A 21,842-nucleotide genomic window follows, 5' to 3' on the forward strand; every position below is an offset into this window, starting at 1 on the left:
CCGGTGACATGGATCCGCCGGGGAAGATAGCACGCGTCGTGGCGGCCCGCGGGCTCGATCTTGGGCGCGACCGCCGGCACGTTGCGATAATACCAGACGGTGTTGGTGCCGCCGATGGCCAGGCGCGGTGTCCGCCGCGATGCCCATGGGACGCAGGAACGTGCGGAAATGCGTGTTGAGCGCATCGCCATCCTTGCGCACCACGATGACTTTGCCCGCCTGATAGGTGGAAATCACCAGGCTGATTTGAAGCTGCTCGAACAGCGCCGGCAGGTTGTTCGTGTGCACGCTGTGCAGCGGCTCGTGGGACAACGGCGCGGTCTCCTCTACGGATTGCTCATTCATGTAAATCCCCACTTCGATGCCGCGCCGCGAATGCTGTAATTTTGCCGCGCGCCATGCCCGGCCCGCAACATCAGCATTGGCGAAAATCAAGCCCGGCATCCGCCGCCTGAACCACATGGCGCAATTTTTCGGCGAATCGTTATAATGCAGCCCGCGCAGTAAGTATAAGGTCGGGGAGCATGAGTCATGCAGGGCGGATAAAGCCCGTCGCCCCGTTCAATAAGCACACGCAAGCTTTGCGGGCGTATCCACCGGCCGCGGCAAAAAGTTCATTCATCTGGCAATAATGCAGAAGCATAGAGCTAATTGGCCTTAGGTGTTAGTCCGGCAGACACCCAATCGTTAATGACTGACAGCAAAAAAATCGTACTTGCCTATTCCGGCGGCCTGGATACCTCGGTGATCCTCAAGTGGCTGCGCGAGCAGTACGACTGCGAGGTGGTGACGTTCACTGCGGATATCGGGCAGGGCGCGGAGATCGAGCCCGCGCGCGCCAAGGCGCAAGCCATGGGCGTGCGCGAAATCTTCATCGAGGACTTGAGCGAAGAGTTCGCGCGGGATTTCGTGTTCCCCATGTTTCGCGCCAATACGCTGTACGAGGGCGAGTATCTGCTCGGCACCAGCATCGCGCGGCCGCTGATCGCCAGGCGCCTTGTGGAGATTGCCACCCAGACTGGCGCGGACACAATCGCGCACGGCGCGACGGGCAAGGGCAACGATCAGGTACGCTTCGAGCTGGGCGCATACGCGCTCAAGCCGGATATCAAGGTCATCGCGCCGTGGCGCGAGTGGGATCTCAACTCGCGCGAAAAGCTGCTCAGCTATGCGCGCAAGCACGATATTCCGGTCGAGCAGCAGCGCGGGGAAAAGTCACCGTATTCGATGGACGCGAATCTGCTGCATATCTCTTACGAAGGCGGGCCCCTGGAAGACCCGTGGATGGAACCCGAAGAAGATATGTGGCGCTGGACGGTCGCGCCCGAGCAGGCGGCGGCTGCACCGACCACTATCGAAGTCACGTTTGAGCGCGGCGACCCTGTCGCCATTGACGGCGCGGCAATGAGTCCCGCGACCTTGCTGCGGACATTGAATCGCGTGGGGGGCGAAAACGGTATCGGCCGCGCGGACATCGTCGAGAACCGATATGTCGGCATGAAGTCCCGCGGCTGCTATGAAACGCCCGGTGGCACGATTCTGCTGCGCGCGCATCGGGCCATCGAGTCGCTAACCCTGGATAGAGAGGCTGCGCACCTCAAGGACGACCTGATGCCCCGTTACGCCAGCCTGATCTACAATGGCTACTGGTGGAGCCCGGAGCGGCTCATGCTGCAGGCCCTGATCGACGCCTCTCAAACTTTTGTGAACGGCGTGGTGCGGCTGAAGCTGTACAAGGGTACTGTGACGGTGACCGGGCGCAAATCGGAGACCGATGATTTGTTCGACCCGTCCATCGCCACCTTCGAAGACGACGCCGGCGCATACGATCAAACCGACGCCACTGGCTTCATCAGGCTCAACGCGCTGCGCCTCAAGCTTGCGGCGCGCACGCGCGGCCTGCGCTGATTTCCACGAGGCGGGCGCTGCAAATACATTGAACCCAGCAGACGACAATCCACTCCGTAGTCTGAGCGGCATGTGGAGCAGCCGGCGCGGCTGGTGCGCGACTTTGCTGGCGTGCATCGTCCTGGCGGGTTGCGCGACCACCAGCGGGCGGCCGGATGAGCGCGATCCGCTGGAGCGCTATAATCGTACCGTGTTTCGCTTCAACGACGTGCTGGACCGCAACCTGCTCAAGCCGGTCGCGCGGGGCTACCGTCGTTATCTCCCCAAACCGTTCAATATCGCGATCAGCAATTTCTTCGCTAACCTCGGCGACGTCGGCGTCGCGGCCAATAATCTGCTGCAACTCAAGGTTGTCAACGCCGCATCTGACGTGGGCAGGATCGCGATTAATTCGACCTTGGGGGTCGGCGGCCTGTTCGATGTCGGTTCACGCTTTGGACTGCGCAAGCATGAAGAGGATTTCGGTCAGACCCTGGGCTACTGGGGCGTGCCGGCCGGGCCTTATCTCGTACTGCCGTTATTCGGGCCAAGCACGGTCCGTGATACGCCAGGCCGTGTCGTTGACGGGTATCTGGACCCGGTCGTATACGTCGATGGCGATATAGAACGCATCGGACTGGTCGGCTTGCGTCTGCTGGACTACCGGGCCGATCTGCTGAGTACGGAAGAAACCCTGGACGAGATCGCGCTGGATCGCTACATCGCGATAAAAAATGCATTTCTGGATAGACGGGAGTTTCTCGTATACGATGGCAATCCGCCGCCGGACGAGGATTTGATAAGAGAACTGGAGTCGCTGGAATAGCGTCCGCACGCGGTCACAGAGGGAACCGCGCCCCGAGTGTGATTCGGGTTGGTAACAAAACAAATTCAATCGGCCTGCGCGCGTCTGAGCCGGGTGGCAACGCCCAGCCAGCAGTTGGCATGTTGGTTGCCCGAGCGTGCGGCGAGCCGCGTTCATGCGCGGACTCTGTCGACCAAAGCTACAGCCGTCGCGATGAGGCGAGCGGCTCGAACTTTGCGAGTGCGCTCACCCAGCGCCACATCGACGCGCGCGGCGTTATCGCATCGGATGCGATGGGTTACCGGCAGCACCGATTCAATTTCGCGCAAGGAGGAGGTTCGTGGGGATGGTCGACAACCGGTCAAAAAAATCGAGTACTGAACTCGCGCCGCGCGCGCGCCGTGGCGATAAACTGCCCTCGCTCGCGGTAAGCTCGTTGATTGCGAAAGTCAGAATCGCACTCAAGCAAGGCATCAGGGGCAGTTACTACCTCACCCGGCTGCGCTACCAGCTAATGTATATGCGCGGCGAATTGCGGCATCAGGAACCGATTGTCATCTATCAGCGCGGCAAGGTCGGCTCATCCAGTGTATACCGCAGTTTGCTGAACATGGATCTTGGTCGCCCCGTGTTTCACGTTCATTTCATCAACAACATCGAGCGCCGGCACTGGGAGATGTGCGGCGCCCATAAACTGACGCCAAGCGCCTATTTCGCGCGCAGCCGGCATCTGGTGGTGAGTCGATACCTGAACAAAGAGATCAAAAGTGGCTTGCAGGGCAGGAAGTGGAAGGTCATCACATTGATCCGCGATCCCCTGAAACAGAGAATGTCCTCGTTTTTTCAAATCGTCGATCTCATCATCCCCGATTTCGAGCAGCGCTGTCGCGATAACACCTTGTCTGTTAAAGCACTCACAGAAATTTATCTGGAGCGCTATCGGCGCGATCGCGGGCAGACCGACTGGTTTAACCGCGAGATCAAGCCGGTGTTCGGCATCGATGTTTTCTCGACCGGCTTTGCAAGGTCGCGGGGTTATCAGATCTATCACGGCGACCGCGCGGAACTGCTTCTGATCAGGTTGGAAAACCTGGACAAGTGCGCTACCGAGGCGTTCGGGGAGTTTCTGGGTATTCCCGACTTCAAGCTGAGCAACGAGAATATTACTGACGACAAGACGCACGCCGCGGTTTACCGCGAATTCGTGAATACCTCGGTATTGCCGGAAGCCTATATCAACGCGGTATACGATTCAGTCTTCGCCCGGCATTTTTACACTGACACTGAGCTCGAAACATTCAAGGCGCATTATCTCGCTCGCGCAACCTAGGCGTGAGTCCGGACGCCGGGCGTCACTCTTCATCGACTGGAATCATCGTTGCCGATTGGGGATCGTGCGGTTATTCTGACGCCCAGGCATTTCACGTGGGCATGTCAGGGTTATGAACGATGGAGTAATGGAAAGACTGGCGTCGGGTCATTACGCTGGCAATCTGGATGCCGAGCCGGGCGAGACCTACGATCCGCGCTTCGAGGCCATCGTGCGCGAAATGCTGGTGCGGCTGGGTGAGGATCCAGCGCGTGAAGGTCTGGAGCGCACGCCGCAGCGCGTCGCCAAGGCGCTGGATTTCCTCACCAGCGGTTATGGCATGACCGTCGAAGAGGTCGTGCGAGGCGCGGTATTCGACGAACGCTGCGAAGACATGGTCGTGGTCAGGGACATCGAGTTTTACTCGCTGTGCGAGCATCACATGCTGCCGTTTTCGGGACACGCGCATGTCGGTTATCTGCCCGACCGCAAGATCATTGGCCTGAGCAAGGTCGCGCGCGTGATCGACGTCTTTTCAAGGCGTCTGCAGGTGCAGGAGCGTCTCAGCCGGCAGGTGGCCGACGCGCTCATGTCCATACTCGGTGCGAAAGGCGTGGCGGTGGTCATGGAGGCCAGCCATTTCTGCATGGTCATGCGCGGCGTGCAGAAGCAGGACGCCCGCACCGTCACCAGCGCCATGCTGGGCAAATTCCGCGAAGATACACGCACCCGCGCCGAGTTCATGGAACTGGTGCGCCGCGCCTGAGATCCTGCTGCGTGCGTCATGTCTCCTGGCCCGACGGTTAAGCCGTTCGCCGAAAAGCGCAAGGACTGCCTCGGCTAATGATTAAACTCACGCTTCGCATAATGCCAGTTTGAGCATCCCCCGATCGATCTTTCCATATGGTCAATTTGAACCACGGGGTAGTCCGCGCAATCATCATGTTCCCAAGACTGCTATTACTGGCCGGCCTGCTCTTGTGCATCAGTAGCGCTGGGGCCGAAGCCTTGCGAGACCCGCCGCGGCCGCTCGGCATCGCGATGGAAAACTATGCTTATCCGTATCCCGTCGATTACCTGAATCTCGAAATAGAGGGTCAGGACGTCCGCATGGCGTACATGGATGCCAAGCCCGCCGCTGGCGCCAATGGCCGGACAGTCGTGCTGATGCACGGCAAGAACTTCTTCGGCGCTTACTGGGCGGACACGATTCGGCTTCTGACGGCGCACGGTTTCCGCGTTGTCGTCCCCGATCAGATCGGTTTCGGCAAGTCCTCCAAGCCCGATATCTACTACACATTCCAGCTGCTCGCGCGCAACACGCGGCTGCTGCTGGAGCATCTGAACATCGAGCAGACGGCGGTCGTCGGGCACTCGATGGGCGGCATGCTGGCCGCGCGCTTCGCGCTGATGTATCCGGAGGTAACCTCGCGGCTGGTGCTTGAGAATCCGATCGGGCTGGAAGACTACAGGCTGAAGGTGCCGTTCAAGACCACCGAAGAGCTGTACAAGGGCGTGCTCGGCTATACGCAAGACAGCATTCGCGCCTATCACAAGACCTATTACGCCCGGTGGCGCAACGAGTACGAGGACTACGTGCAGGCGCATTACCGCTGGACGTTGAGCGGCGAATACCCGCGTCTGGCGTGGTCGTCGGCGCTGACCGCGCAGATGATCTACACGCAGCCCGTGGTGTACGAGTTTTCCGCGATCGCGACGCCGGCGCTGGTAGTGATAGGCCAGGAAGACCGCACCACCCTCGGCCGGGGCGAACTGCCGCCGGCGGTGCTCGCGACTCTGGGTCAGTACCCGGAACTGGGCAGGAAGACCGCCGCCGCGCTGCAACACGCGAGGCTGGTGGAATTACATGATATCGGCCATATTCCGCACCTGGAGTCGCCGCGCCGCTTCCACACCGAGCTGCTGAAATTTCTAACGCCGGAAAATTGAGCCTTACAGCCACGCGGGGTGGCTAAAGTCCGCTGCCCGTTCGACAAGCTCACGGCAAGCTTTGCGGGCGTATCCGCCGAACTACAGCAGGTTTTGATGTCATGAACTACGCGCACCGGACCGCGTGTATCGCCGACGGCGCGATACTTGGTGACAATGTGACGGTGGGTGCGTTCGCGGTGATCGAGGCCGGCGCCGAAATCGGGTCGGGATGTCGCATCGGCGCGCATGCGGTCATTCACACAAGCGTCCGCATGGGGTCTAACAATCGGATTCATCCGCACGCCGTGCTGGGGGGTGATCCGCAGGATGTCAGCTTTGGCGGCGAAGACACCCGGCTTCGGATCGGCGACGATAACGTGTTCCGCGAATTTGTCACCGTGCATCGCGCCACGAGCCTGGAGCGGCCAACGCGCATCGGTTCGACTTGTTATCTAATGGCCAACGCACACGTCGCGCACGACTGTCAGCTCGGCGACCACGTGACCCTCACCAATCTCGCGACTCTGGCCGGTCATGTGCAGATCGGCGAGCGTGCGATGCTGGGCGGCCTCGTGCCGGTGCATCAGTTTGTGCGTATCGGCAGCCTGGCGATGGTGGGTGGCAACACCACCGTGCGCAAGGATGTGCTGCCTTACAGTCTGGTGGCGGGCGAACCCGCGCGGCATTACCGGCTGAACAGCGTGGGTCTGCGACGCGCGGGTGTCACCGCTGATCGCGTGCGCGCGCTCCAGGCCGCGTTCCGCGCATTGCGTGGGGGCCGCCGTGATCTGAGCGGCGTACCAGACGGGCCGGAAATCGCGCTGTTGCGCGCGTGGCTTACCGCGCCGTCCAGACGCGGACTGACCGGTTTCGCCGGCGCGGACGGGCGCGTGGACCGCGCGGACGGGCGCGTGGACCCTTCGGCTGGCTAACGTGGCGGTACGGCCCGTCGCGTGTCCGCGTGCCTCGCGCTTCCCACCCGATCAAGCCACGAACGCCGGGTCAGGATTGCCGTGTAAGCCCCGGGTTTTGACGTGCTATCCTTCGCCGCGTGTACGCGCTGATCAAACCCTTTGTCCGGTTATGTCTGCTCAATGCCAACCCTCAGGACTTGCCGGCCTCGACCTTGCTGCTGGCGCTTTGCCTGGCTGGCTACCTGACGATCACGACCTTGATCGCGTTGCCGGTGTATGGGTTCGGCGTAAGCCTCGTGCAGGGCTTCATCGAGATTCTGCTGCTGCTGGCTTATACGCAGCTCGTCCTGCAGGTTCGCGCGCGTCCTGAGCGCTATCTGCAGACGGTGACTTCGCTGGCCGGCACGGGGGTCATCATCGGTGTGCTGGGCATGCCGCTTATTTATTCGCTGTACCGGTCGGCGCAAGCGGGTAGCGTGAGTTCGCTCACCTTGCTGTCCTACCTGCTGGTGCTGGGATGGCTGCTGGTCGTTTACGGGCACATTTTCCGTCAAGCGCTCTCCATCGGACGGCCATTCGGGGTGTTGATTGGTTTCGGCTACATCGTCCTTACGTCGATTGTAATCGAGTCCCTGTTTCCCTCCATGCCTTACTGATGCATATCCACATCCTCGGTGTATGCGGCACGTTTATGGGCGGGGTGGCGCTGCTCGCTCAAGCTGCGGGGCATCAGGTGTCGGGTTCCGATGTTAACGTCTATCCGCCCATGAACACCTTGCTCGCGGCATCCGGCGTGACCCTGTTCGATGGCTACGATCCCGCTCATCTTAAGCCCGCGCCCGACATGGTGGTGGTGGGCAACGTGATGTCGCGCGGGCAGCCTGTGGTGGAGGATCTGCTCAGTCGCGACATTCCCTTCATGTCCGGCCCGCAGTGGCTGCGCGAATACGTGCTCTGCGGGCGCCTGGTACTGGCGGTCGCCGGCACGCACGGCAAGACCACGACGGCCAGCATTCTTGCCTGGATTCTCGAGCATGCGGGCGAGCGTCCCGGCTTTTTGATCGGCGGTGTGCCCGGGAACTTCGGCGCTTCGGCACGTTTGGGGAGAGGCCAGTTCTTCGTCGTGGAAGCGGATGAATACGACACCGCGTTTTTCGACAAACGCTCCAAGTTCGTGCATTACCGACCGCGCACCCTGGTGCTCAACAATCTGGAATTCGATCACGCCGATATTTTCGATGACCTCGATGCGATCAAGCGCCAGTTTCATCACCTGGTCCGTACCGTGCCCGGCGATGGCCTGATTGTGTACAACGGCGAGGACGAGAATCTGCGCGCAACTTTGGACATGGGTTGCTGGACACCTCGCGAGACTTTTGGCCTGGATGCGCCCACATTGAACTGGCGCGCGCGGCTGACGGCAGCCGACGGCGCTCGTTTCGAAGTTACGCGTGGCAGCGGCCCGCCGATCGATGCTTCGTGGACGCAGTGCGGCGCGCATAACGTCGCCAACGCCGTGGCGGCGGTTGCCGCCGCGCATCACGCCGGCGTGCCGGTCGCCGATAGTGTCGAGGCCCTGGCGGCGTTCAAGGGCGTCAGGCGTCGGCTCGAGGTGCGCGGGGAGTATGCGGGCATTACACTTTACGACGACTTCGCGCATCATCCCACCGCCATTCGTGTGACTTTGGCCGCCTTGCGCGCCAGGATTGGCGGCGCGCGACTCGTGGCTGTGCTGGAGCCGCGCTCCAATACCATGCGCATGGGCATACATCGGGAAGAAATGTGCGCGTCGCTGGCCGCGGCCGATCTCATAGTGGTCCTGCAGCCGCCGGCGCTAAACTTCTCGCTGCACGACATACTGGCGCCGCTGGGTGGCAAAGCGCGGATACTCGACTCCGTGGACGCGATCGTCGAGTCCTTGCGCGCGGAGCTTGTCACCGGAGATCATTGCCTCGTCATGAGCAACGGTGATTTCGGCGGATTGCATACCCGGCTCGCCGAGGCGCTGTCGCGCTGATGGGGGCACGGGCACGCGGCCTATTACAGGGGCGCGGCTTGTCCGCGCGCTGGCACGTTTGCAAACGTGCCCGTGCCGATGCGCGCGACTTGCCACTGTTAGCCGCCGATGCCGCGCTACACCAGGACGGTTGCGCTTGCCATCACGGGCGCGTCGGGCATCGCTTATGCGCTGCGTTTGCTCGAATGTCTGATCGCGGCCGGCGCGCGCGTTTATGTCATGATTTCAAAGCCCGGCCAGATCGTCATCGGCATGGAATCGAAGCTCAGCTTACCCGGTCGCATACTCGACATGCAGCGTTTTTTAAGCGCGCATTACAACGCCGCGCCGGGCCAGCTTCAGGTGCTGGGACAGGATCAATGGACGGCGCCGGTCGCCAGCGGCTCGAGCGCGCCGGAGGCGATGGTCATCTGCCCCTGCACCACCGGCACCCTGGCCGCGGTCGCCTGCGGGGCCAGCCGCTCGCTGCAGGAGCGCGCGGCCGATGTGATGCTCAAGGAGCGGCGCAAACTGATTCTGGTGGTGCGCGAGACTCCGTTGTCGGAAATTCACCTACAAAACATGCTCACCCTGGCGCGCATGGGCGCGATTATCATGCCGGCCAATCCCGGCTTTTATCATTGCCCGGAACGCATCGAACAACTGGTCGATTTCATGGTGGCGCGCGTGCTCGATCACATGAATATCAAGCACGCTCTTTTGCCGCGCTGGGGCGTGGACACCGACGGCAAGACGTGACACAGCTTCCGCTGTTTCCGCTCAATACCGTGATATTTCCGGGCGGCTTGTTGCCGTTGCGGATCTTCGAGCCGCGCTACCTCGATATGGTCAGCGCGTGTCTGCGCACCGACACGGGCTTTGGCGTATGTCTGCTCAAAAGCGGTTGGGCAACCGACCGAAGCGCGCGTATCCACCCGGTAGGCACCTTGTGCAAGATCATTGACTGGACGAAGCTGCCGGACGGACTGCTAGGAGTGACGGCGCAGGGGACGCAAAGAATCCGCGTGGTGAGTAAACAGTTGCGTGCCGATCATCTGATGATCGGCGAAGTGGAGCCGGTGCCGGCGGAGACCGAACTGCCGTTGCCAGCTGAGTTCGCGGGCTTAAGCGCGCTGTTGCGTCTGATCATCAATGAGATCGGGCCGCCATACAGCGGGCTGCCCGCGCGGTACGATCATGCGGACTGGGTGGCGGGGCGTCTGACCGAACTGCTGCCGCTGGAAATGGCGGTCAAACAGCGCCTGCTGGAGACCGAAGATGTGCGGACCAGGCTGACGCTGTTGCGCATCGAACTGGCCGGCCTGCACTACCTGTAGGTGGTCATCGCATTTAATTTTTAACAATCAATCGAGGCGCGCGTCCGTCTGGCGTTTTTTTGCGTACTTAAACGAGAGAGGTACTTAACTCCTGCGTACGTCGCCGTGTAGCGGAGAAAAACATGCTGTTTGTCTATACGGCAGTGGATGGCTGCCTGCAAGAATCGACTTTCGCGCCCAGCGACGCCCTGCCGCAAGACGCGGTCTGGATCGACATGTTCGAGCCAACCCTCGAAGAAGAACAGGCCGTGGAGAACGCGCTCAAGCTGAACGTGCCCACCCGCGAGGAGCTGGAGGAAATCGAGATTTCCAGCCGTCTTTACAAGGAAAAAGGCGTGCTGTTCATGACCGCCACCTTGATCGCGCAGGCCGATACCCCGCGTCCGGAAACCACCGCCGTTACGTTTGTGGTGACGGAAGCTCGCCTCGTTACCGTTCGCTACGCGGCGCTGCGGTCATTTCCGATGTTCGTCTCGCAGCAGCGGCGCGGGCAGCGCCCTATCGGCTACGGCGCACTGGTGATGCTCGGATTGCTGGATGCGATCGTGGATCGCACCGCGGATTTGCTGGAACGCGCCGGCAACGACCTGGACGCCGTGTCGCTAGAGATTTTCAGCCACAACGGACCCGATGGTTCGAAACGGCCTGCGGGCCATCTGCAACGCAGTCTGCGCCGTATCGGGCGTAACGGCGACATCACCTCCAAGATCACCGAAAGCCTGGTAACCCTGGCGCGCCTACTGGCGTTCTTCGGGCAGACCAGTAACGACCCGCGGGATCCGCACAAGATTAAAGGTCTGCTCGAGGTTCTGGACTACGACGTGAACTCGCTGACGAGCCACGCGGCCTTTCTTTCGGACAAGACGAATTTCCTCTTGTCCGCGACCTTAGGCATGGTCAACATCGAGCAGACCGACATCATCAAGATATTCTCGGTGGCAGCCGTGATGTTTCTGCCGCCCACCCTCGTGGCCAGCATTTATGGCATGAATTTCGAGTTCATGCCCGAGCTGCACTGGACGCTCGGTTATCCGCTGGCCGTGGTGCTGATGATTGCCTCGGCCGTGGGGCCGTTTATGTTCTTCAAGCGCCGCGGCTGGCTATAAAGATGCGCGGGCGTTGCGGGAACCTTCGCTCTACAGCGACTTGAGCACCGAGCCGGCCGCGATCACCGTTCGCTCAATATCGTCTTCGCTGTGCGCACTGGACATGAATCCCGCTTCGATCGGGGACGGCGCCAGATAGATCCCTTGCGCCAGCATGCCGCGGAAGAACGCCTTGAAGCGTTCGCGATCGCAGGCCATGACCTGCTCGTAACAGGTGACCTGTTCCGCGTCGGTGAAGAACAGTCCAAACATGCCGCCCAGCCGGTTGGCCGCCATCGGCACGCCCGCCGCTTTGGCCTCGTCCAGCAAGCTGTTCACCAGCACACCGGTGCTGTCGGCGAGTTCCTCGAAAAACCCCGGCGTCGAGATCAATTCCAGGGTCTTGAGTCCGGCGGTCATCGCGATGGGATTACCGGACAAGGTGCCGGCCTGATACACGGGCCCCAGCGGAGCCAGTTGTTCCATGATTTCGCGCCGCCCGCCGAAAGCTCCGACCGGCATGCCGCCGCCGATGACCTTGCCCAGGGTGGTGAGATCGGGCGTGATCCGATAGTGCCCCTGCGCGCCGGTAAGGCTCACACGAAAGCCGGTCATGACTTCGTCGAAGATCAGCAATGCGCCGTGGTCGTCGCAAATTTCGCGCAAGCTCTCGAGAAATCCCGGCGCCGGCAGCACGCAATTCATGTTGCCGGTCACAGGCTCGACGATGATGCAGGCTATAGTCTCACCTGCTTGCTCAAACGCCGCGCGCACCTGCACGATGTCGTTGTAGGCGAGAGTAGTGGTCAATTCGGCCAGCGGGGCAGGCACCCCCGGCGAACTCGGCACGCCGCAGGTGAGCGCGCCGGAACCGGCCTTGACCAGCAGCGAATCCGCGTGACCGTGATAACAGCCTTCGAACTTGACGATTCTGTCCCGATTCGTGTATGCGCGGGCCAGCCGGATCGCGCTCATGCATGCCTCGGTGCCGGAGTTGACCATGCGCAGCATGTCTATCGATGGCATCAACTCGCGGATGCGTTCCGCCAGAGCGGTTTCAATTTCTGTTGGCGCGCCGAAACTCAAGCCTCGACCCGCGGCGTCGCGCACCGCCTCGATAACCTGCGCGTGCGCGTGACCCAGAATCATGGGCCCCCACGAACCGACGTAATCGATGTAGCGCCGGCCGTCGATATCGAACAGGTACGCGCCGGCGGCGTGTTCGATAAACGGCGGGTCTATGCCCATACCGCCGAACGCGCGCACCGGCGAGTTTACGCCGCCCGGGATGTAGCGCCGGGCCCGCTGAAAAAGGTCTGCTGATTTCGTCATAAATGATCGCGAGGGTTGATCGTAAGGGTCAGGTGCGGAAAAGCGTGGCGATTTCGCGCGCGGCGGCTTCGGGATCGATTTGTGCAAACACGCCGCTGATGATGGCCACGAGGCCCGCGCCCGCGTGGATCAGCGGCGCCGCGTTGGTGGACGCAATGCCGCCGATCGCACAGATCGGAATGGGTAACGCCGCGTGCGCGCGCTCGAGCAAATCCAAGGTCGCGCGCACCGCGTCCGGTTTATTGGGTGACGGAAAGTAACTGCCGAAAGCGATATAGTCGGCGCCTGCCTGCCACGCCTTGAGGGCCCGCGAAAAATCATTGTAACAAGACACGCCGATAATCGCGTGTTCACCCAGTATCGCGCGCGCCTGCGCGATTGGGATGTCGCCCTTGCCCAGATGCACGCCGCCGGCCCGTACTTCGCGTGTCAAATTGACGTCGTCGTTGACAATCATCGGTATGCGGTAATCCGCGCAGAGCATGCACAATGCCGCGGCGCGCTCCCTCCGCTGCTTATGGCTGGCGCTCTTGTCGCGGTATTGAACCATGCATGCGCCGCCTTTTATTGCGCGCTCGACGTCCGCGACAAGCGTTTCAGACCCACCCGTGGTTTCAGGGCCGCACGCGACGGTGACCGCGTAAAGACCGCGCGGGACCTTTGCATAACGTGCCGCGGTTAAAGTCGCGCGCGAGCGGGTGTCTGTCGCTGCCAGGGTCATCGCTGCGCCCAGAAAAACCGGTGCGGGATATGCTGACCCCGGCCGATGCGATAGCCGTTTTGCAGCGCGCGCCAGGTATATTCCTGCGCCTTGTGGATGGCGGTGAAGGGTTCGTTGCCCTGCGCGAGCAGCCCTGCCAGCGCTGCGGCCAGAGTGCAGCCGGAGCCGTGATACGTCGCGGGCAGCCGTTCCCATTGATAGCTTTCGAGTACGCGGTTATTGCCGTACAGCATGTTTACCACCGGGTTGGTCACCGGGCCGGCGGCCGTTTTGGCGCCACTGTCTCCGCCGGTAATCAGCACGTACTTCGCGCCATAGGCCAGCAGCGCCATTGCGCAGGCGTCCAAGGTATCGGCTTCCGGCGCCAGCGCGTAAGCCTCTGATCGGTTCGGTGTTACAACCGTCGCGTGTGGCAGCAACAGCGTGTTGATGGCGGTGGCCGCGGATCGCTCCGCCAGCGCGCCGCCGCCGCCGGCGACCAGTACGGGGTCCAGCACGACCGGCAAGCCTGGGTAATCGTTCAGCAGCGTATGGATCGCCTCGATCACTTCCACGCTGCCGGTCATGCCGATCTTGATGGCGGCCACCGGAATATCCTCCAGCACCGCGCGCGCCTGCTGCACTACCAGCCCTGCTTCCAATGGCGTGAAGCCGATGACATTGTTAGTATCCTGCGCGGTGACCGCCGTAATCACCGGTGCGGCATGCGACCCCATACTGGCTATGGCTTCGATGTCGGCCTGCAGGCCAGCGCCGCCGGTCGGGTCCAGGCCGGCCAGCGCGAGCACTACCGGCACCTGTTTTTGTTTATCTGCCATTGCTCACGGATTTTGGCGGTCGAGCAATATTTATCTTAACACTACCTGCCATTTTGCGGTTCACGGCCCGCGCGGCCGCGATCCCGATCATATTCAATTTCAAGGTGTAATCAATGGAAGAAGACTACAAGACTTTTATGTGCACGGTGTGCGGATTCATTTACGACGAGGCGCAAGGCTGGCCGGAGGACGGCATAAAGGCCGGCACGCGCTGGAAAGATGTTCCCGAAACCTGGGTCTGCCCGGAATGCGGCGCGACCAAGGACGATTTCGAAATGGAGGAGATTTAAACCGCGCGACTCCACATCACTCCTGGCGGGAACTGGTCAAAAACGCCTCGACCGCTTTATCCAGGGTGCCTGCCTGACGAGCGATAAACGCCGTTTTGGCGGACTGTTCCAGCGAGCACATCCATTTGTAAGCGAGGTTGAGGCTCTCGCCACAGGCGTAGACGCCGTGGCCGCGCACGATCGCGATGGGGTGCGACGCCAGCAGTGCCGCGACCCTTGGCGGCGACTCAAGCAGGTAATCCGCGTACGGAATCGTGACTACGGGCGCTCTCGGAAAATACAACTGTCCCTCGAAATCGACCGGCACGAAGTTCTCGCCGTTCAAGGTCAACGCCACGCTGTGGGGCGCGTGACTGTGCAGCACGGCCCGCGCCTGCGGGTTGCGCCGGTAGATTTCAAGGTGCAGCGGCGTATCCAGAGACGCGCCCGGCGCGCCCGTTGCGTCGATGTCACAGGCGATCAGTTCATCGATGATGAGCGTATCCGCGCAGGCCCCGGTCGGGGTTATCCACACGGTGTCGCCGTCGCGCACCGACGCATTGCCGCTGTGCGAATCGTTGTAACCGTAGTGCCGCAGCCAGCGGTAGTGGCGTACCAGGTCATCGCGTATGCTCATGGTCTATGTGTTCTCCGCATCGGCGCCCGGTTTGAGACTGCGGCGGGCATGCCGTAGGATGCCGCTTTCCGTACCATTTCTAAGGTAAACACATGTCAGCATTAGTCTGCGGCTCGCTCGCGTTCGACACCATTATGGTGTTCCCAGACCGGTTCAAGAATCACATTCTGCCGGATCAGGTGCATATTCTTAATGTCTCCTTTCTGGTGCCGGAGATGCGCCGCGAGTACGGCGGGTGCGCGGGCAACATCGCCTATAACCTTAAACTGCTGGGCGGCGACGGCAAACCGATGGGCACGGTAGGCCGCGATTTCGATGTTTACCGCGACTGGATGGATGACTGCGGTATCGACCGCGCGCATATCACGCAGCTCGACGACTCGTATACCGCGCAGGGTTACGTAGTGACCGATCTGGATGACAACCAGATCTGGGCGTTTCACCCGGGCGCCATGAATCATTCGCACGTAAACAAGGTACCGACCGACGCGGATATCAGCATCGGCATCGTGGCGCCGGACGGGCGCGACGGCATGGTGCAGCATGCGAGCCAGTTCGCTGATGCGGACATTCCGTTCATTTTCGATCCGGGCCATGGTCTGCCAATGTTCGACGGCGACGACTTGCTGCGTTTTGTCGAGCAGGCAAGCTGGTTGGCGCTCAATGACTACGAATCTCGAGTCATGCAGGAACGCACCGGCCTGTCGCTCGCGCAACTGGCCGAGCGCGTGAAGGCCGTCATCGTCACGCGCGGGGGCGAGGGCTCATGCGTCTATACGGAAGGTCAGGAAATAGAAATCCCCGCGGCCAAGGCGCAGGCGACCAAAGACCCGACCGGTTGCGGCGACGCCTATCGCGCGGGCCTGCTGTACGGACTGATGAACGATTTCGATTGGGGGACCACCGGCCGCGTGGCGGCGCTCGCGGGCGCAATCAAGATCGAGCAGTACGGCACGCAGAACCACCGTTTTACGCAGGATGAATTCAAGGCGCGGTATAACCAGGCATTTGGCCATGACTTCGCATGAGGGTTGATGGTCGCGGCCTGTAGGTCGCCAATCCTTAGACGACATATCCAATCGACTCTCGCTTCATGTCGGCAAAGGATTGCCGACCCGCGTCGCTGCAAACATTAGTCATGAACGAATGCATCTCGGCCAGCATCGCTTTTACCTGTAACCGGATGCGGTCGGCTCGCGCAGCGAAATAATCGGCCAGCCGCGCATCCGCGCGTGCGCTGTCAAGGTCTCGTCGGCATCGACCGCCACCGGGTGGCTAACTTGCTCCAGCAGCGGGAGGTCGTTGTGCGAATCGCTGTAAAACCAGCTATCTGTCAGGTCGAAGCCCCATTGCTCCAGCCATGCGTGCAGGCGCGCAACTTTGCCTTCGCGAAAACAGGGGACGCCGGCCAACTCCCCGGTGTAGCGTCCGTCGGCAAATTCAGGCTCGGTGGCGAGCAAATGCTCGACGCCGAAAGCCTGCGCGATCGGTTCGGCGATAAAGCGGTTGGTTGAGGTGATGATCACCGGTACCCGTCCCGCTTCGCGATGTTGTTCGATCAACCCACGGCCCCGCGGCAGGATCAGGGGCGCGATGCGCTCTTCGACGTACGCCGCCCGCCAGCGCTCGAGCGTGGCAAGCGAGTTCTCGGCCAGCGGCCGATACGCAAACCGCGCGAACTCAAGGATATCGAGCGTCCCCGCCTTGTACTGTGCATAAAAACGGCGATTCTCTCGCTCATGGACCGTGGCGTCCACCACGCCACGGTTAACCAGAAAGCGGCCCCATTCGTAATCGCTGTCGCCGCCCAGCAAGGTGTTGTCCAGATCGAATAACGCCAGTCCCACGCCAGACCTCGTACAATATACATGTCGAAAAGTGCCTTCCGCCGCTTACCGACAATGGCAGACGCCGCACTATACTTAGGTCCTGAGCCTCCGGCGAATGCTTTTGCGCAAGGCCATAAAAAAACCACGGCCTGCCATTAATACCAGGACGCCTGTCATAGAGTGCCTTACGAATCGGGTTCGTTGCCGAACAGCGGGTGTTGTGGAACAATGAAATAAGATGTGTGAAGGGGGAACGACAAGTGATTGATGCAGGTGGATATAGAGCCAATGTCGGCATCATACTGAGCAATCTGGCCGGCGCCGTGCTCTGGTGCAAACGCGTCGGGCAGGATGCGTGGCAGTTTCCGCAGGGCGGAATACAAAATCACGAAACGCCTCGTGAGGCCATGTATCGTGAACTCTGGGAAGAAACGGGACTGATGCCCGAGCACGTGGAGGTCATGGGCTGCACGCGTGACTGGCTGCGTTACCAGTTACCCCGCCGCCTCGTGCGGCGTCGTTCGTCGCCTTACTGCATAGGTCAAAAGCAGGTCTGGTTCATCCTGCGACTGATCGGCGACGACAACTGCGTCAGGCTGGATTGCTCGGTCAAGCCGGAATTCGATGGCTGGCAATGGGTGAATTACTGGCACCCGATGAACACCGTGGTGTTCTTCAAGCGCGACGTTTATCGTCAGGCGCTGAGCGAACTGGCGCCGCTGCTTTTCGGCGCGGGTTGCCGGCTGGGCGCGCCTCGGGGCGCCGCGAGGGCTAGCAACGCAGCCGTGGAAGATTGACGGCCTCGCCTGCCATGCGGCCGCAAGCGGGTGAGGCAAAAAGGTGCGCCGGGATGGCGCCCCGGTGTTTTATCAGCTCGGGCACGCCTCCGGCGCGCAGCTCGGCAACTATCGGTGATTTAACCCATGCTTAGCATCTTGCGGCGCATCGTCCAGGAAGCGAACAGCGCGGTCAATCTCGCGCAGGCGCTGGATATCATCGTGTTGCGGGTCAAGCAGGCGCTTGTCGTGGACGTCTGCTCGGTCTATCTGACCACGCCCGGCAAGAATCAGCTGGTGCTGATGGCGACAGAAGGGCTGAACCCCGAATCCAAGAAGCGGGTGCGTCTGGATTTCAGCGAAGGTCTGGTGGGGCTTGTGGCCGAACGCGCCGAATCGGTAAATCTCGACAACGCCCCCGATCATCCGCGCTTCAAATATTTCCCGGAGACCGGCGAGGAGCGTTATCACGCGTTTCTGGGCGTGCCGATCGTGCATCATCGCCAGTTGCTCGGCGTCGTGGTGGTGCAGACGCGCGCCTCCCGGCGCTTCGACGACGATCACGCCTCGTTTTTGATCACGCTCGCCGCGCAGCTGTCGGGTGCCATAAGCCACGCCGAGGTAAGCGGCGAGATCGACGCGCTGCGGGGCAGCGGGGGCGAAGTCGATGTATTGATCAAGGGCATCTCGGGCGCGCCGGGTGTGGGGATCGGTACCGCCGTGGTCGCGTACGCGCACGCCGACCTGGAGGCGGTTCCGGATCGCGTGACCGATAATCCCGCGCGCGAAGACGCGCTGTTCCGCGAATGTGTGCTGACCGTTCAGCAGGAAATGATACGGGTCAAGGAACGCATGGGCAGCGTGTTGCCCTCCGAGGAGCGCGTGCTGTTCGATGCGTACGTGATGATGCTGGGCAGCGATTATCTGGTCGATCCGACCGTCGCGCGCATCCGCGCCGGCAGCTGGGCGCAGGGGGCGCTGCGCGACACGATCCGCGAGATCGTGAGCAAGTTCGAAGACATGGACGACGTGTATTTAAGCGAACGCGCAGAGGATATCTGGGACTTGGGCAAGCGCATTCTGGTGCATCTCCAGCAAAGCCTGGATACCGGCGAGCTGCGCCAGCCCGAGCGCATCGTGCTGGTGGGCGCCAGCGTCGGCGTCATCGAACTGGCCGAGATTCCGCAGGAGCGTCTGGCGGGCCTGGTCTCCGAAAGTGGTTCCAGCTCGTCGCATGTCGCCATTCTCGCGCGCGCGCTGGGCATTCCGGCGGTGATGGGTGTGGCCGATCTGCCGGCGGGTCGGCTGGATGGTCGCGAGGTGATCGTGGATGGCTACGCCGGCCGCGTATTTATCCAGCCAAGCGCGCAGGTGCGCCAGGAGTTCGAGCGATTGGCGCGTGAGGAGCGAGAGTTCGCGGCCGGGCTCACCGAGTTCGCGGACCAGCCGGCGGTAACCACCGATGGCGTGCATGTGCCGATATTCCTCAACAGCGGGTTGCTCGCGGAAGTCGACACCGCTACGCAACGGCACGCGGACGGGATCGGGCTTTACCGGACCGAGTTTCCGTTCATGATCCGCGAACAGTTCCCCGGTGAAGACGACCAGTTCCGCATTTATCGGCAGGTGCTGCAGTCGGTGGCGCCGCGTCCGGCGACCTTACGCACTCTGGACGTGGGCGGGGACAAGATGTTGTCGTATTTCCCGGTCATCGAAGACAACCCGTTTCTGGGCTGGCGCGGCATCCGCATCATGCTCGACCACCCGGAGATTTTTCTCACCCAGCTCCGCGCCATGCTGCGTGCGAACGAAGGAATTGGCAATCTGCAGGTTCTGCTACCGATGGTGTCTTCGGTCGGAGAGGTCGATGAGTCGCGTCTCCTGTTAGAGCGCGCGGGTCAGGAGCTGAGCGACGAAGGCGTGGCCGTCACCATGCCCAAGCTGGGCGTGATGGTCGAAGTGCCGTCCGCCGTTTATCTGGCGGGCGCGCTGGCGGAGCGCGTGGATTTCTTAAGCGTGGGCACCAACGATCTGGTGCAGTATCTGCTTGCGGTGGATCGCAACAACTCGCGCGTGGCCGATTTGTATCACGCCCTGCATCCGGCGGTGCTGCGCGCGCTGCGCCAGATCGTCATCGGCGCCCACCAATCGGGGAAGCCGGTGAGTATCTGTGGCGAGATGGCCGGCGACCCTGCCAGTGTAATTCTGCTGCTCGGCATGGAGATCGACAGTCTGAGCGTCAGCCTCGCCAGCCTGCCGCGGGTAAAATGGGTAGTCCGCAGCTTCAGCCGCGCCAACGCCAGGATTCTGTTCGAAAAGGCGCTTGAAATTCACGACCCGGACGAAATCCGCGCGCTGCTGAACGACGCATTGGTGGAAGCCGGGCTCGGTGGGCTGGTGCGTCCCGGCAAGCGCTGATCCGTAGGATGTGTGCCGCCATCAGTGGGAAAGAACACCTGAGCGCACAGGGTTTGTCGCCGGCCAGCCGACCCCGGCCGGTCGACGTTGAGTTACTGGAGGCGGACTTCACGCAGCCGGCATCAGCAACTCCGCCAGCCGTGCAATTTGTGCGCTGGCGGCGGGTTGCTCGCCGTAAGCAATCCGGATCAGCGGCGCGTCTGTCCATTGCCGGAGATCCTCAAGGTTATCCATGACGGCGTTACCCATGCCGGGAGTGGGCTGCAGCACCGAGACCTGATTGAGCACCACCGCGACAAGGCTCAGCCCGCGCGCCTGGATGGCTTGTTGCGACAGCAGGACATGATTGATACAGCCAAGCCGGTCGGCCGCGACCAGCAGCACCGGCAGACTCAGCCACGCGGCGAGATCCGCGTTCAGGCCATCGGCCGCCAGCGGCGAATAAAAACCGCCCGCCCCCTCAACCCATACAAAGCTGTCATCGCTCACGCCTTTGACACACGCCTGCTCCAGCCCCGCGAGAGTCAAATGCTCTGCTTTTTCAAGCCGCGCAGCCCGCGCCGGCGATAAGGCGTGCCGGAAGCGATAAGGGCATACGTCCAGCAGCCTTCCAGGTTGCTCCGCGGCCGCATGCAGCACCGCCGCGTCGGCGGGAAACAATGCGCCGTCCTGGGTCTCGCAGCCGGATTCGGCGGGTTTGCGCGGCACCACTCGCACACCGCGCGCGATGAGCTTGCGTATCACCGCCGCGCCGATCCAGGTCTTGCCCACACCGGTATCGGTGCCGGTTACGAACACGCCGCGCACCGGTATTCGCTTACCTGACCGCACCGGCGCTCATCAACAGCCGCCCGGCTTCACGATATTTCGCTGCCGTCCGTTGTACGATCTCCGGCGGCAATTCAGGCCCAGGCGCGGTCTTGTTCCAGGCAAGTGTTTCCAGATAATCGCGCACGAACTGCTTGTCGAAGCTCGGTGGACTGCTGCCCGGACGGTACGTGTCGGCGGGCCAGAAACGCGATGAATCCGGCGTAAGCGCTTCGTCGATGAGCACCAGTTCGCCGACGCTATCGACGCCGAACTCGAACTTGGTGTCGGCGATGATAATGCCACGAGCGCGCGCGTGTCCGGCCGCCTGCAGGTAAAGTGCCAGGCTCGCGTCGCGCACTCGCGCTGCCTGCTCGCGGCCTATGAGTTCCGCCGTTTGTTCGAAATCGATAGTGACATCGTGCGCGCCCACGGCCGCCTTGGTGGACGGCGTGAAGATCGGCTCGGGCAGCCGCGCCGCGACCTGCAGTCCGGAGGGCAGCCGGACGCCGCCTACGACACCACCGCGCTGATAATCCTTCCAGCCGGAACCGATGAGATATCCGCGCACCACCGCTTCCACCGGCAGTGCGCGCAGCTTGCGCACCACCACGCTGCGGCTTGCCAGCGCGCGTCGCTCATGTTCATCCGTAAGCACATCCGCAAGCGGCAACGCCGCCAGATGATTGGGAATCACCGCGCTCAGGCGCCGGAACCAGAAGTTCGAGATGGCGGTTAAGGTTTCGCCCTTGCCGGGAATGGGTGTCGGCAGCACCACGTCGAACGCGGATATTCGGTCGCTGGTCACGATCAGCATGTGCTGTGTGTCGATGTCGTAGATATCGCGCACCTTGCCGCGATGCGAGAGGCGCAGGCCGGCGATGTTCGATTGATAAACGGTGTGGTTCATTCGATGGTCCGATCCCCTGCGAGTAGCCGATTCTAGCGGCGTCTCGCGCCTCGCGCGAGA

The 21,842-nt window shown here is 61.7% G+C and carries 22 protein-coding genes and 1 pseudogene; 15 read left to right on the forward strand and 8 right to left on the reverse strand.

Annotation, left to right across the window (positions count from 1 at the left end; translation table 11 throughout):
• Positions 1–345, reverse strand: a pseudogene (locus tag H0V34_06915) (DUF4915 domain-containing protein).
• A gap of 345 nt (positions 346–690) precedes the next feature.
• Between H0V34_06915 and H0V34_06920 the strand changes: the two are divergent.
• The 11 genes from H0V34_06920 (at position 691) to H0V34_06970 (ending at position 11,286) form a co-directional block, all read left to right on the forward strand.
• Positions 691–1,908: an argininosuccinate synthase gene (locus tag H0V34_06920; protein ID MBA2491436.1), complete on the forward strand. Its 1,218-nt coding sequence runs from the start codon at positions 691–693 to the stop codon at positions 1,906–1,908.
• 70 nt (positions 1,909–1,978) lie between these two features.
• The gene (locus H0V34_06925) at positions 1,979–2,713 is read left to right on the forward strand and encodes a VacJ family lipoprotein (protein ID MBA2491437.1); all 735 of its coding nucleotides are present in this window, start codon (positions 1,979–1,981) and stop codon (positions 2,711–2,713) included.
• 325 nt (positions 2,714–3,038) lie between these two features.
• Positions 3,039–4,022, forward strand: coding sequence for a hypothetical protein (locus H0V34_06930; GenBank protein MBA2491438.1), 984 nt, complete (start codon positions 3,039–3,041; stop codon positions 4,020–4,022).
• 112 nt (positions 4,023–4,134) lie between these two features.
• Positions 4,135–4,767, forward strand: a complete 633-nt coding sequence (folE, locus tag H0V34_06935) for a GTP cyclohydrolase I FolE (protein ID MBA2491439.1) — start codon at positions 4,135–4,137, stop codon at positions 4,765–4,767.
• 176 nt (positions 4,768–4,943) lie between these two features.
• The gene (locus H0V34_06940) at positions 4,944–5,951 is read left to right on the forward strand and encodes an alpha/beta hydrolase (protein ID MBA2491440.1); all 1,008 of its coding nucleotides are present in this window, start codon (positions 4,944–4,946) and stop codon (positions 5,949–5,951) included.
• A 101-nt stretch (positions 5,952–6,052) separates the two neighbouring features.
• Positions 6,053–6,865 carry an acyl-ACP--UDP-N-acetylglucosamine O-acyltransferase gene (lpxA, locus tag H0V34_06945; protein MBA2491441.1) on the forward strand — a complete coding sequence of 271 codons (813 nt, stop codon included), beginning with the start codon at positions 6,053–6,055 and terminating at the stop codon, positions 6,863–6,865.
• Between the two features lie 119 nt (positions 6,866–6,984).
• Positions 6,985–7,503: a hypothetical protein gene (locus H0V34_06950; protein MBA2491442.1), complete on the forward strand. Its 519-nt coding sequence runs from the start codon at positions 6,985–6,987 to the stop codon at positions 7,501–7,503.
• On the forward strand, positions 7,503–8,864 hold the full coding sequence (gene mpl, locus H0V34_06955) for a UDP-N-acetylmuramate:L-alanyl-gamma-D-glutamyl-meso-diaminopimelate ligase (protein MBA2491443.1): 1,362 nt from the start codon (positions 7,503–7,505) through the stop codon (positions 8,862–8,864). The genes H0V34_06950 and mpl overlap by 1 nt, the downstream gene beginning before the upstream one ends.
• 108 nt (positions 8,865–8,972) lie before the next feature.
• Positions 8,973–9,602, forward strand: a complete 630-nt coding sequence (locus H0V34_06960; protein MBA2491444.1) for a UbiX family flavin prenyltransferase — start codon at positions 8,973–8,975, stop codon at positions 9,600–9,602.
• Positions 9,599–10,180, forward strand: coding sequence for an LON peptidase substrate-binding domain-containing protein (locus tag H0V34_06965; protein ID MBA2491445.1), 582 nt, complete (start codon positions 9,599–9,601; stop codon positions 10,178–10,180). Before H0V34_06960 ends, H0V34_06965 begins: the two co-directional genes overlap by 4 nt.
• A 122-nt stretch (positions 10,181–10,302) precedes the next feature.
• Positions 10,303–11,286, forward strand: coding sequence for a magnesium transporter CorA family protein (locus tag H0V34_06970; protein MBA2491446.1), 984 nt, complete (start codon positions 10,303–10,305; stop codon positions 11,284–11,286).
• A 30-nt stretch (positions 11,287–11,316) separates the two neighbouring features.
• Here H0V34_06970 and hemL read toward each other — a convergent pair whose 3' ends face one another.
• The 3 genes from hemL to H0V34_06985 are packed head-to-tail and all read right to left on the reverse strand — an operon-like array spanning position 11,317 to position 14,136.
• A complete protein-coding gene (gene hemL, locus H0V34_06975; protein ID MBA2491447.1) occupies positions 11,317–12,597 on the reverse strand; it encodes a glutamate-1-semialdehyde 2,1-aminomutase in 1,281 nt (426 codons plus the stop codon).
• 28 nt (positions 12,598–12,625) lie between these two features.
• Positions 12,626–13,318 (reverse strand): thiamine phosphate synthase, encoded by a 693-nt coding sequence (locus H0V34_06980; protein MBA2491448.1) that lies wholly within the window; start codon positions 13,316–13,318, stop codon positions 12,626–12,628.
• Positions 13,315–14,136 (reverse strand): hydroxymethylpyrimidine/phosphomethylpyrimidine kinase, encoded by an 822-nt coding sequence (locus tag H0V34_06985; GenBank protein MBA2491449.1) that lies wholly within the window; start codon positions 14,134–14,136, stop codon positions 13,315–13,317. Before H0V34_06985 ends, H0V34_06980 begins: the two co-directional genes overlap by 4 nt.
• A gap of 113 nt (positions 14,137–14,249) precedes the next feature.
• Here H0V34_06985 and H0V34_06990 point away from each other — a divergent pair, with 113 nt between their 5' ends.
• A complete protein-coding gene (locus H0V34_06990) occupies positions 14,250–14,426 on the forward strand; it encodes a rubredoxin (GenBank protein ID MBA2491450.1) in 177 nt (58 codons plus the stop codon).
• A 16-nt stretch (positions 14,427–14,442) separates the two neighbouring features.
• On the opposite strand, the gene H0V34_06995 is transcribed toward H0V34_06990, so the two are convergent.
• Positions 14,443–15,042 (reverse strand): class II aldolase/adducin family protein, encoded by a 600-nt coding sequence (locus tag H0V34_06995; protein MBA2491451.1) that lies wholly within the window; start codon positions 15,040–15,042, stop codon positions 14,443–14,445.
• A 92-nt stretch (positions 15,043–15,134) separates the two neighbouring features.
• Between H0V34_06995 and H0V34_07000 the strand changes: the two genes are divergently transcribed.
• A complete protein-coding gene (locus tag H0V34_07000; GenBank protein MBA2491452.1) occupies positions 15,135–16,070 on the forward strand; it encodes a carbohydrate kinase family protein in 936 nt (311 codons plus the stop codon).
• Between the two features lie 141 nt (positions 16,071–16,211).
• On the opposite strand, the gene H0V34_07005 is transcribed toward H0V34_07000, so the two are convergent.
• A complete protein-coding gene (locus H0V34_07005) occupies positions 16,212–16,889 on the reverse strand; it encodes an HAD family hydrolase (protein MBA2491453.1) in 678 nt (225 codons plus the stop codon).
• Between the two features lie 242 nt (positions 16,890–17,131).
• On the opposite strand from H0V34_07005, the gene H0V34_07010 reads away from it, so the two are divergent.
• Entirely contained in the window at positions 17,132–17,668 is a 537-nt protein-coding gene (locus tag H0V34_07010; protein MBA2491454.1) for an RNA pyrophosphohydrolase, read from the forward strand.
• Positions 17,669–17,794: 126 nt separating this feature from the next.
• On the forward strand, positions 17,795–20,065 hold the full coding sequence (ptsP, locus tag H0V34_07015; GenBank protein MBA2491455.1) for a phosphoenolpyruvate--protein phosphotransferase: 2,271 nt from the start codon (positions 17,795–17,797) through the stop codon (positions 20,063–20,065).
• A 108-nt stretch (positions 20,066–20,173) separates the two neighbouring features.
• Here the strand turns inward: ptsP and bioD are convergent, their stop codons facing one another.
• Both bioD and H0V34_07025 read right to left on the reverse strand, forming a co-directional pair.
• Positions 20,174–20,878 (reverse strand): dethiobiotin synthase, encoded by a 705-nt coding sequence (bioD, locus tag H0V34_07020; protein MBA2491456.1) that lies wholly within the window; start codon positions 20,876–20,878, stop codon positions 20,174–20,176.
• 4 nt (positions 20,879–20,882) lie between these two features.
• Positions 20,883–21,782, reverse strand: a complete 900-nt coding sequence (locus H0V34_07025; GenBank protein MBA2491457.1) for a phosphoribosylaminoimidazolesuccinocarboxamide synthase — start codon at positions 21,780–21,782, stop codon at positions 20,883–20,885.
• Positions 21,783–21,842: the final 60 nt, after the last annotated feature.

The sequence above is a fragment of the Gammaproteobacteria bacterium genome, assembly GCA_013696315.1.
In the GTDB taxonomy this organism is placed as follows: Bacteria; Pseudomonadota; Gammaproteobacteria; order JACCYU01; family JACCYU01; genus JACCYU01.

Excerpts from the sequence above, each read along its gene's own strand:
- H0V34_07025 (MBA2491457.1), bottom strand. The coding sequence starts at position 21,782 with ATGAACCACACCGTTTATCAATCGAACATCGCCGGCCTGCGCCTCTCG.
- H0V34_06960 (MBA2491444.1), top strand. The coding sequence starts at position 8,973 with ATGCCGCGCTACACCAGGACGGTTGCGCTTGCCATCACGGGCGCGTCG.
- H0V34_06920 (MBA2491436.1), top strand. The coding sequence starts at position 691 with ATGACTGACAGCAAAAAAATCGTACTTGCCTATTCCGGCGGCCTGGAT.
- lpxA (MBA2491441.1), top strand. The coding sequence starts at position 6,053 with ATGAACTACGCGCACCGGACCGCGTGTATCGCCGACGGCGCGATACTT.
- ptsP (MBA2491455.1), top strand. The coding sequence starts at position 17,795 with ATGCTTAGCATCTTGCGGCGCATCGTCCAGGAAGCGAACAGCGCGGTC.
- H0V34_07000 (MBA2491452.1), top strand. The coding sequence starts at position 15,135 with ATGTCAGCATTAGTCTGCGGCTCGCTCGCGTTCGACACCATTATGGTG.
- mpl (MBA2491443.1), top strand. The coding sequence starts at position 7,503 with ATGCATATCCACATCCTCGGTGTATGCGGCACGTTTATGGGCGGGGTG.
- H0V34_06995 (MBA2491451.1), bottom strand. The coding sequence starts at position 15,042 with ATGAGCATACGCGATGACCTGGTACGCCACTACCGCTGGCTGCGGCAC.
- hemL (MBA2491447.1), bottom strand. The coding sequence starts at position 12,597 with ATGACGAAATCAGCAGACCTTTTTCAGCGGGCCCGGCGCTACATCCCG.
- folE (MBA2491439.1), top strand. The coding sequence starts at position 4,135 with ATGAACGATGGAGTAATGGAAAGACTGGCGTCGGGTCATTACGCTGGC.
- H0V34_06930 (MBA2491438.1), top strand. The coding sequence starts at position 3,039 with ATGGTCGACAACCGGTCAAAAAAATCGAGTACTGAACTCGCGCCGCGC.
- H0V34_06970 (MBA2491446.1), top strand. The coding sequence starts at position 10,303 with ATGCTGTTTGTCTATACGGCAGTGGATGGCTGCCTGCAAGAATCGACT.
- H0V34_06940 (MBA2491440.1), top strand. The coding sequence starts at position 4,944 with ATGTTCCCAAGACTGCTATTACTGGCCGGCCTGCTCTTGTGCATCAGT.
- H0V34_06990 (MBA2491450.1), top strand. The coding sequence starts at position 14,250 with ATGGAAGAAGACTACAAGACTTTTATGTGCACGGTGTGCGGATTCATT.
- H0V34_06985 (MBA2491449.1), bottom strand. The coding sequence starts at position 14,136 with ATGGCAGATAAACAAAAACAGGTGCCGGTAGTGCTCGCGCTGGCCGGC.
- H0V34_06925 (MBA2491437.1), top strand. The coding sequence starts at position 1,979 with ATGTGGAGCAGCCGGCGCGGCTGGTGCGCGACTTTGCTGGCGTGCATC.
- H0V34_06980 (MBA2491448.1), bottom strand. The coding sequence starts at position 13,318 with ATGACCCTGGCAGCGACAGACACCCGCTCGCGCGCGACTTTAACCGCG.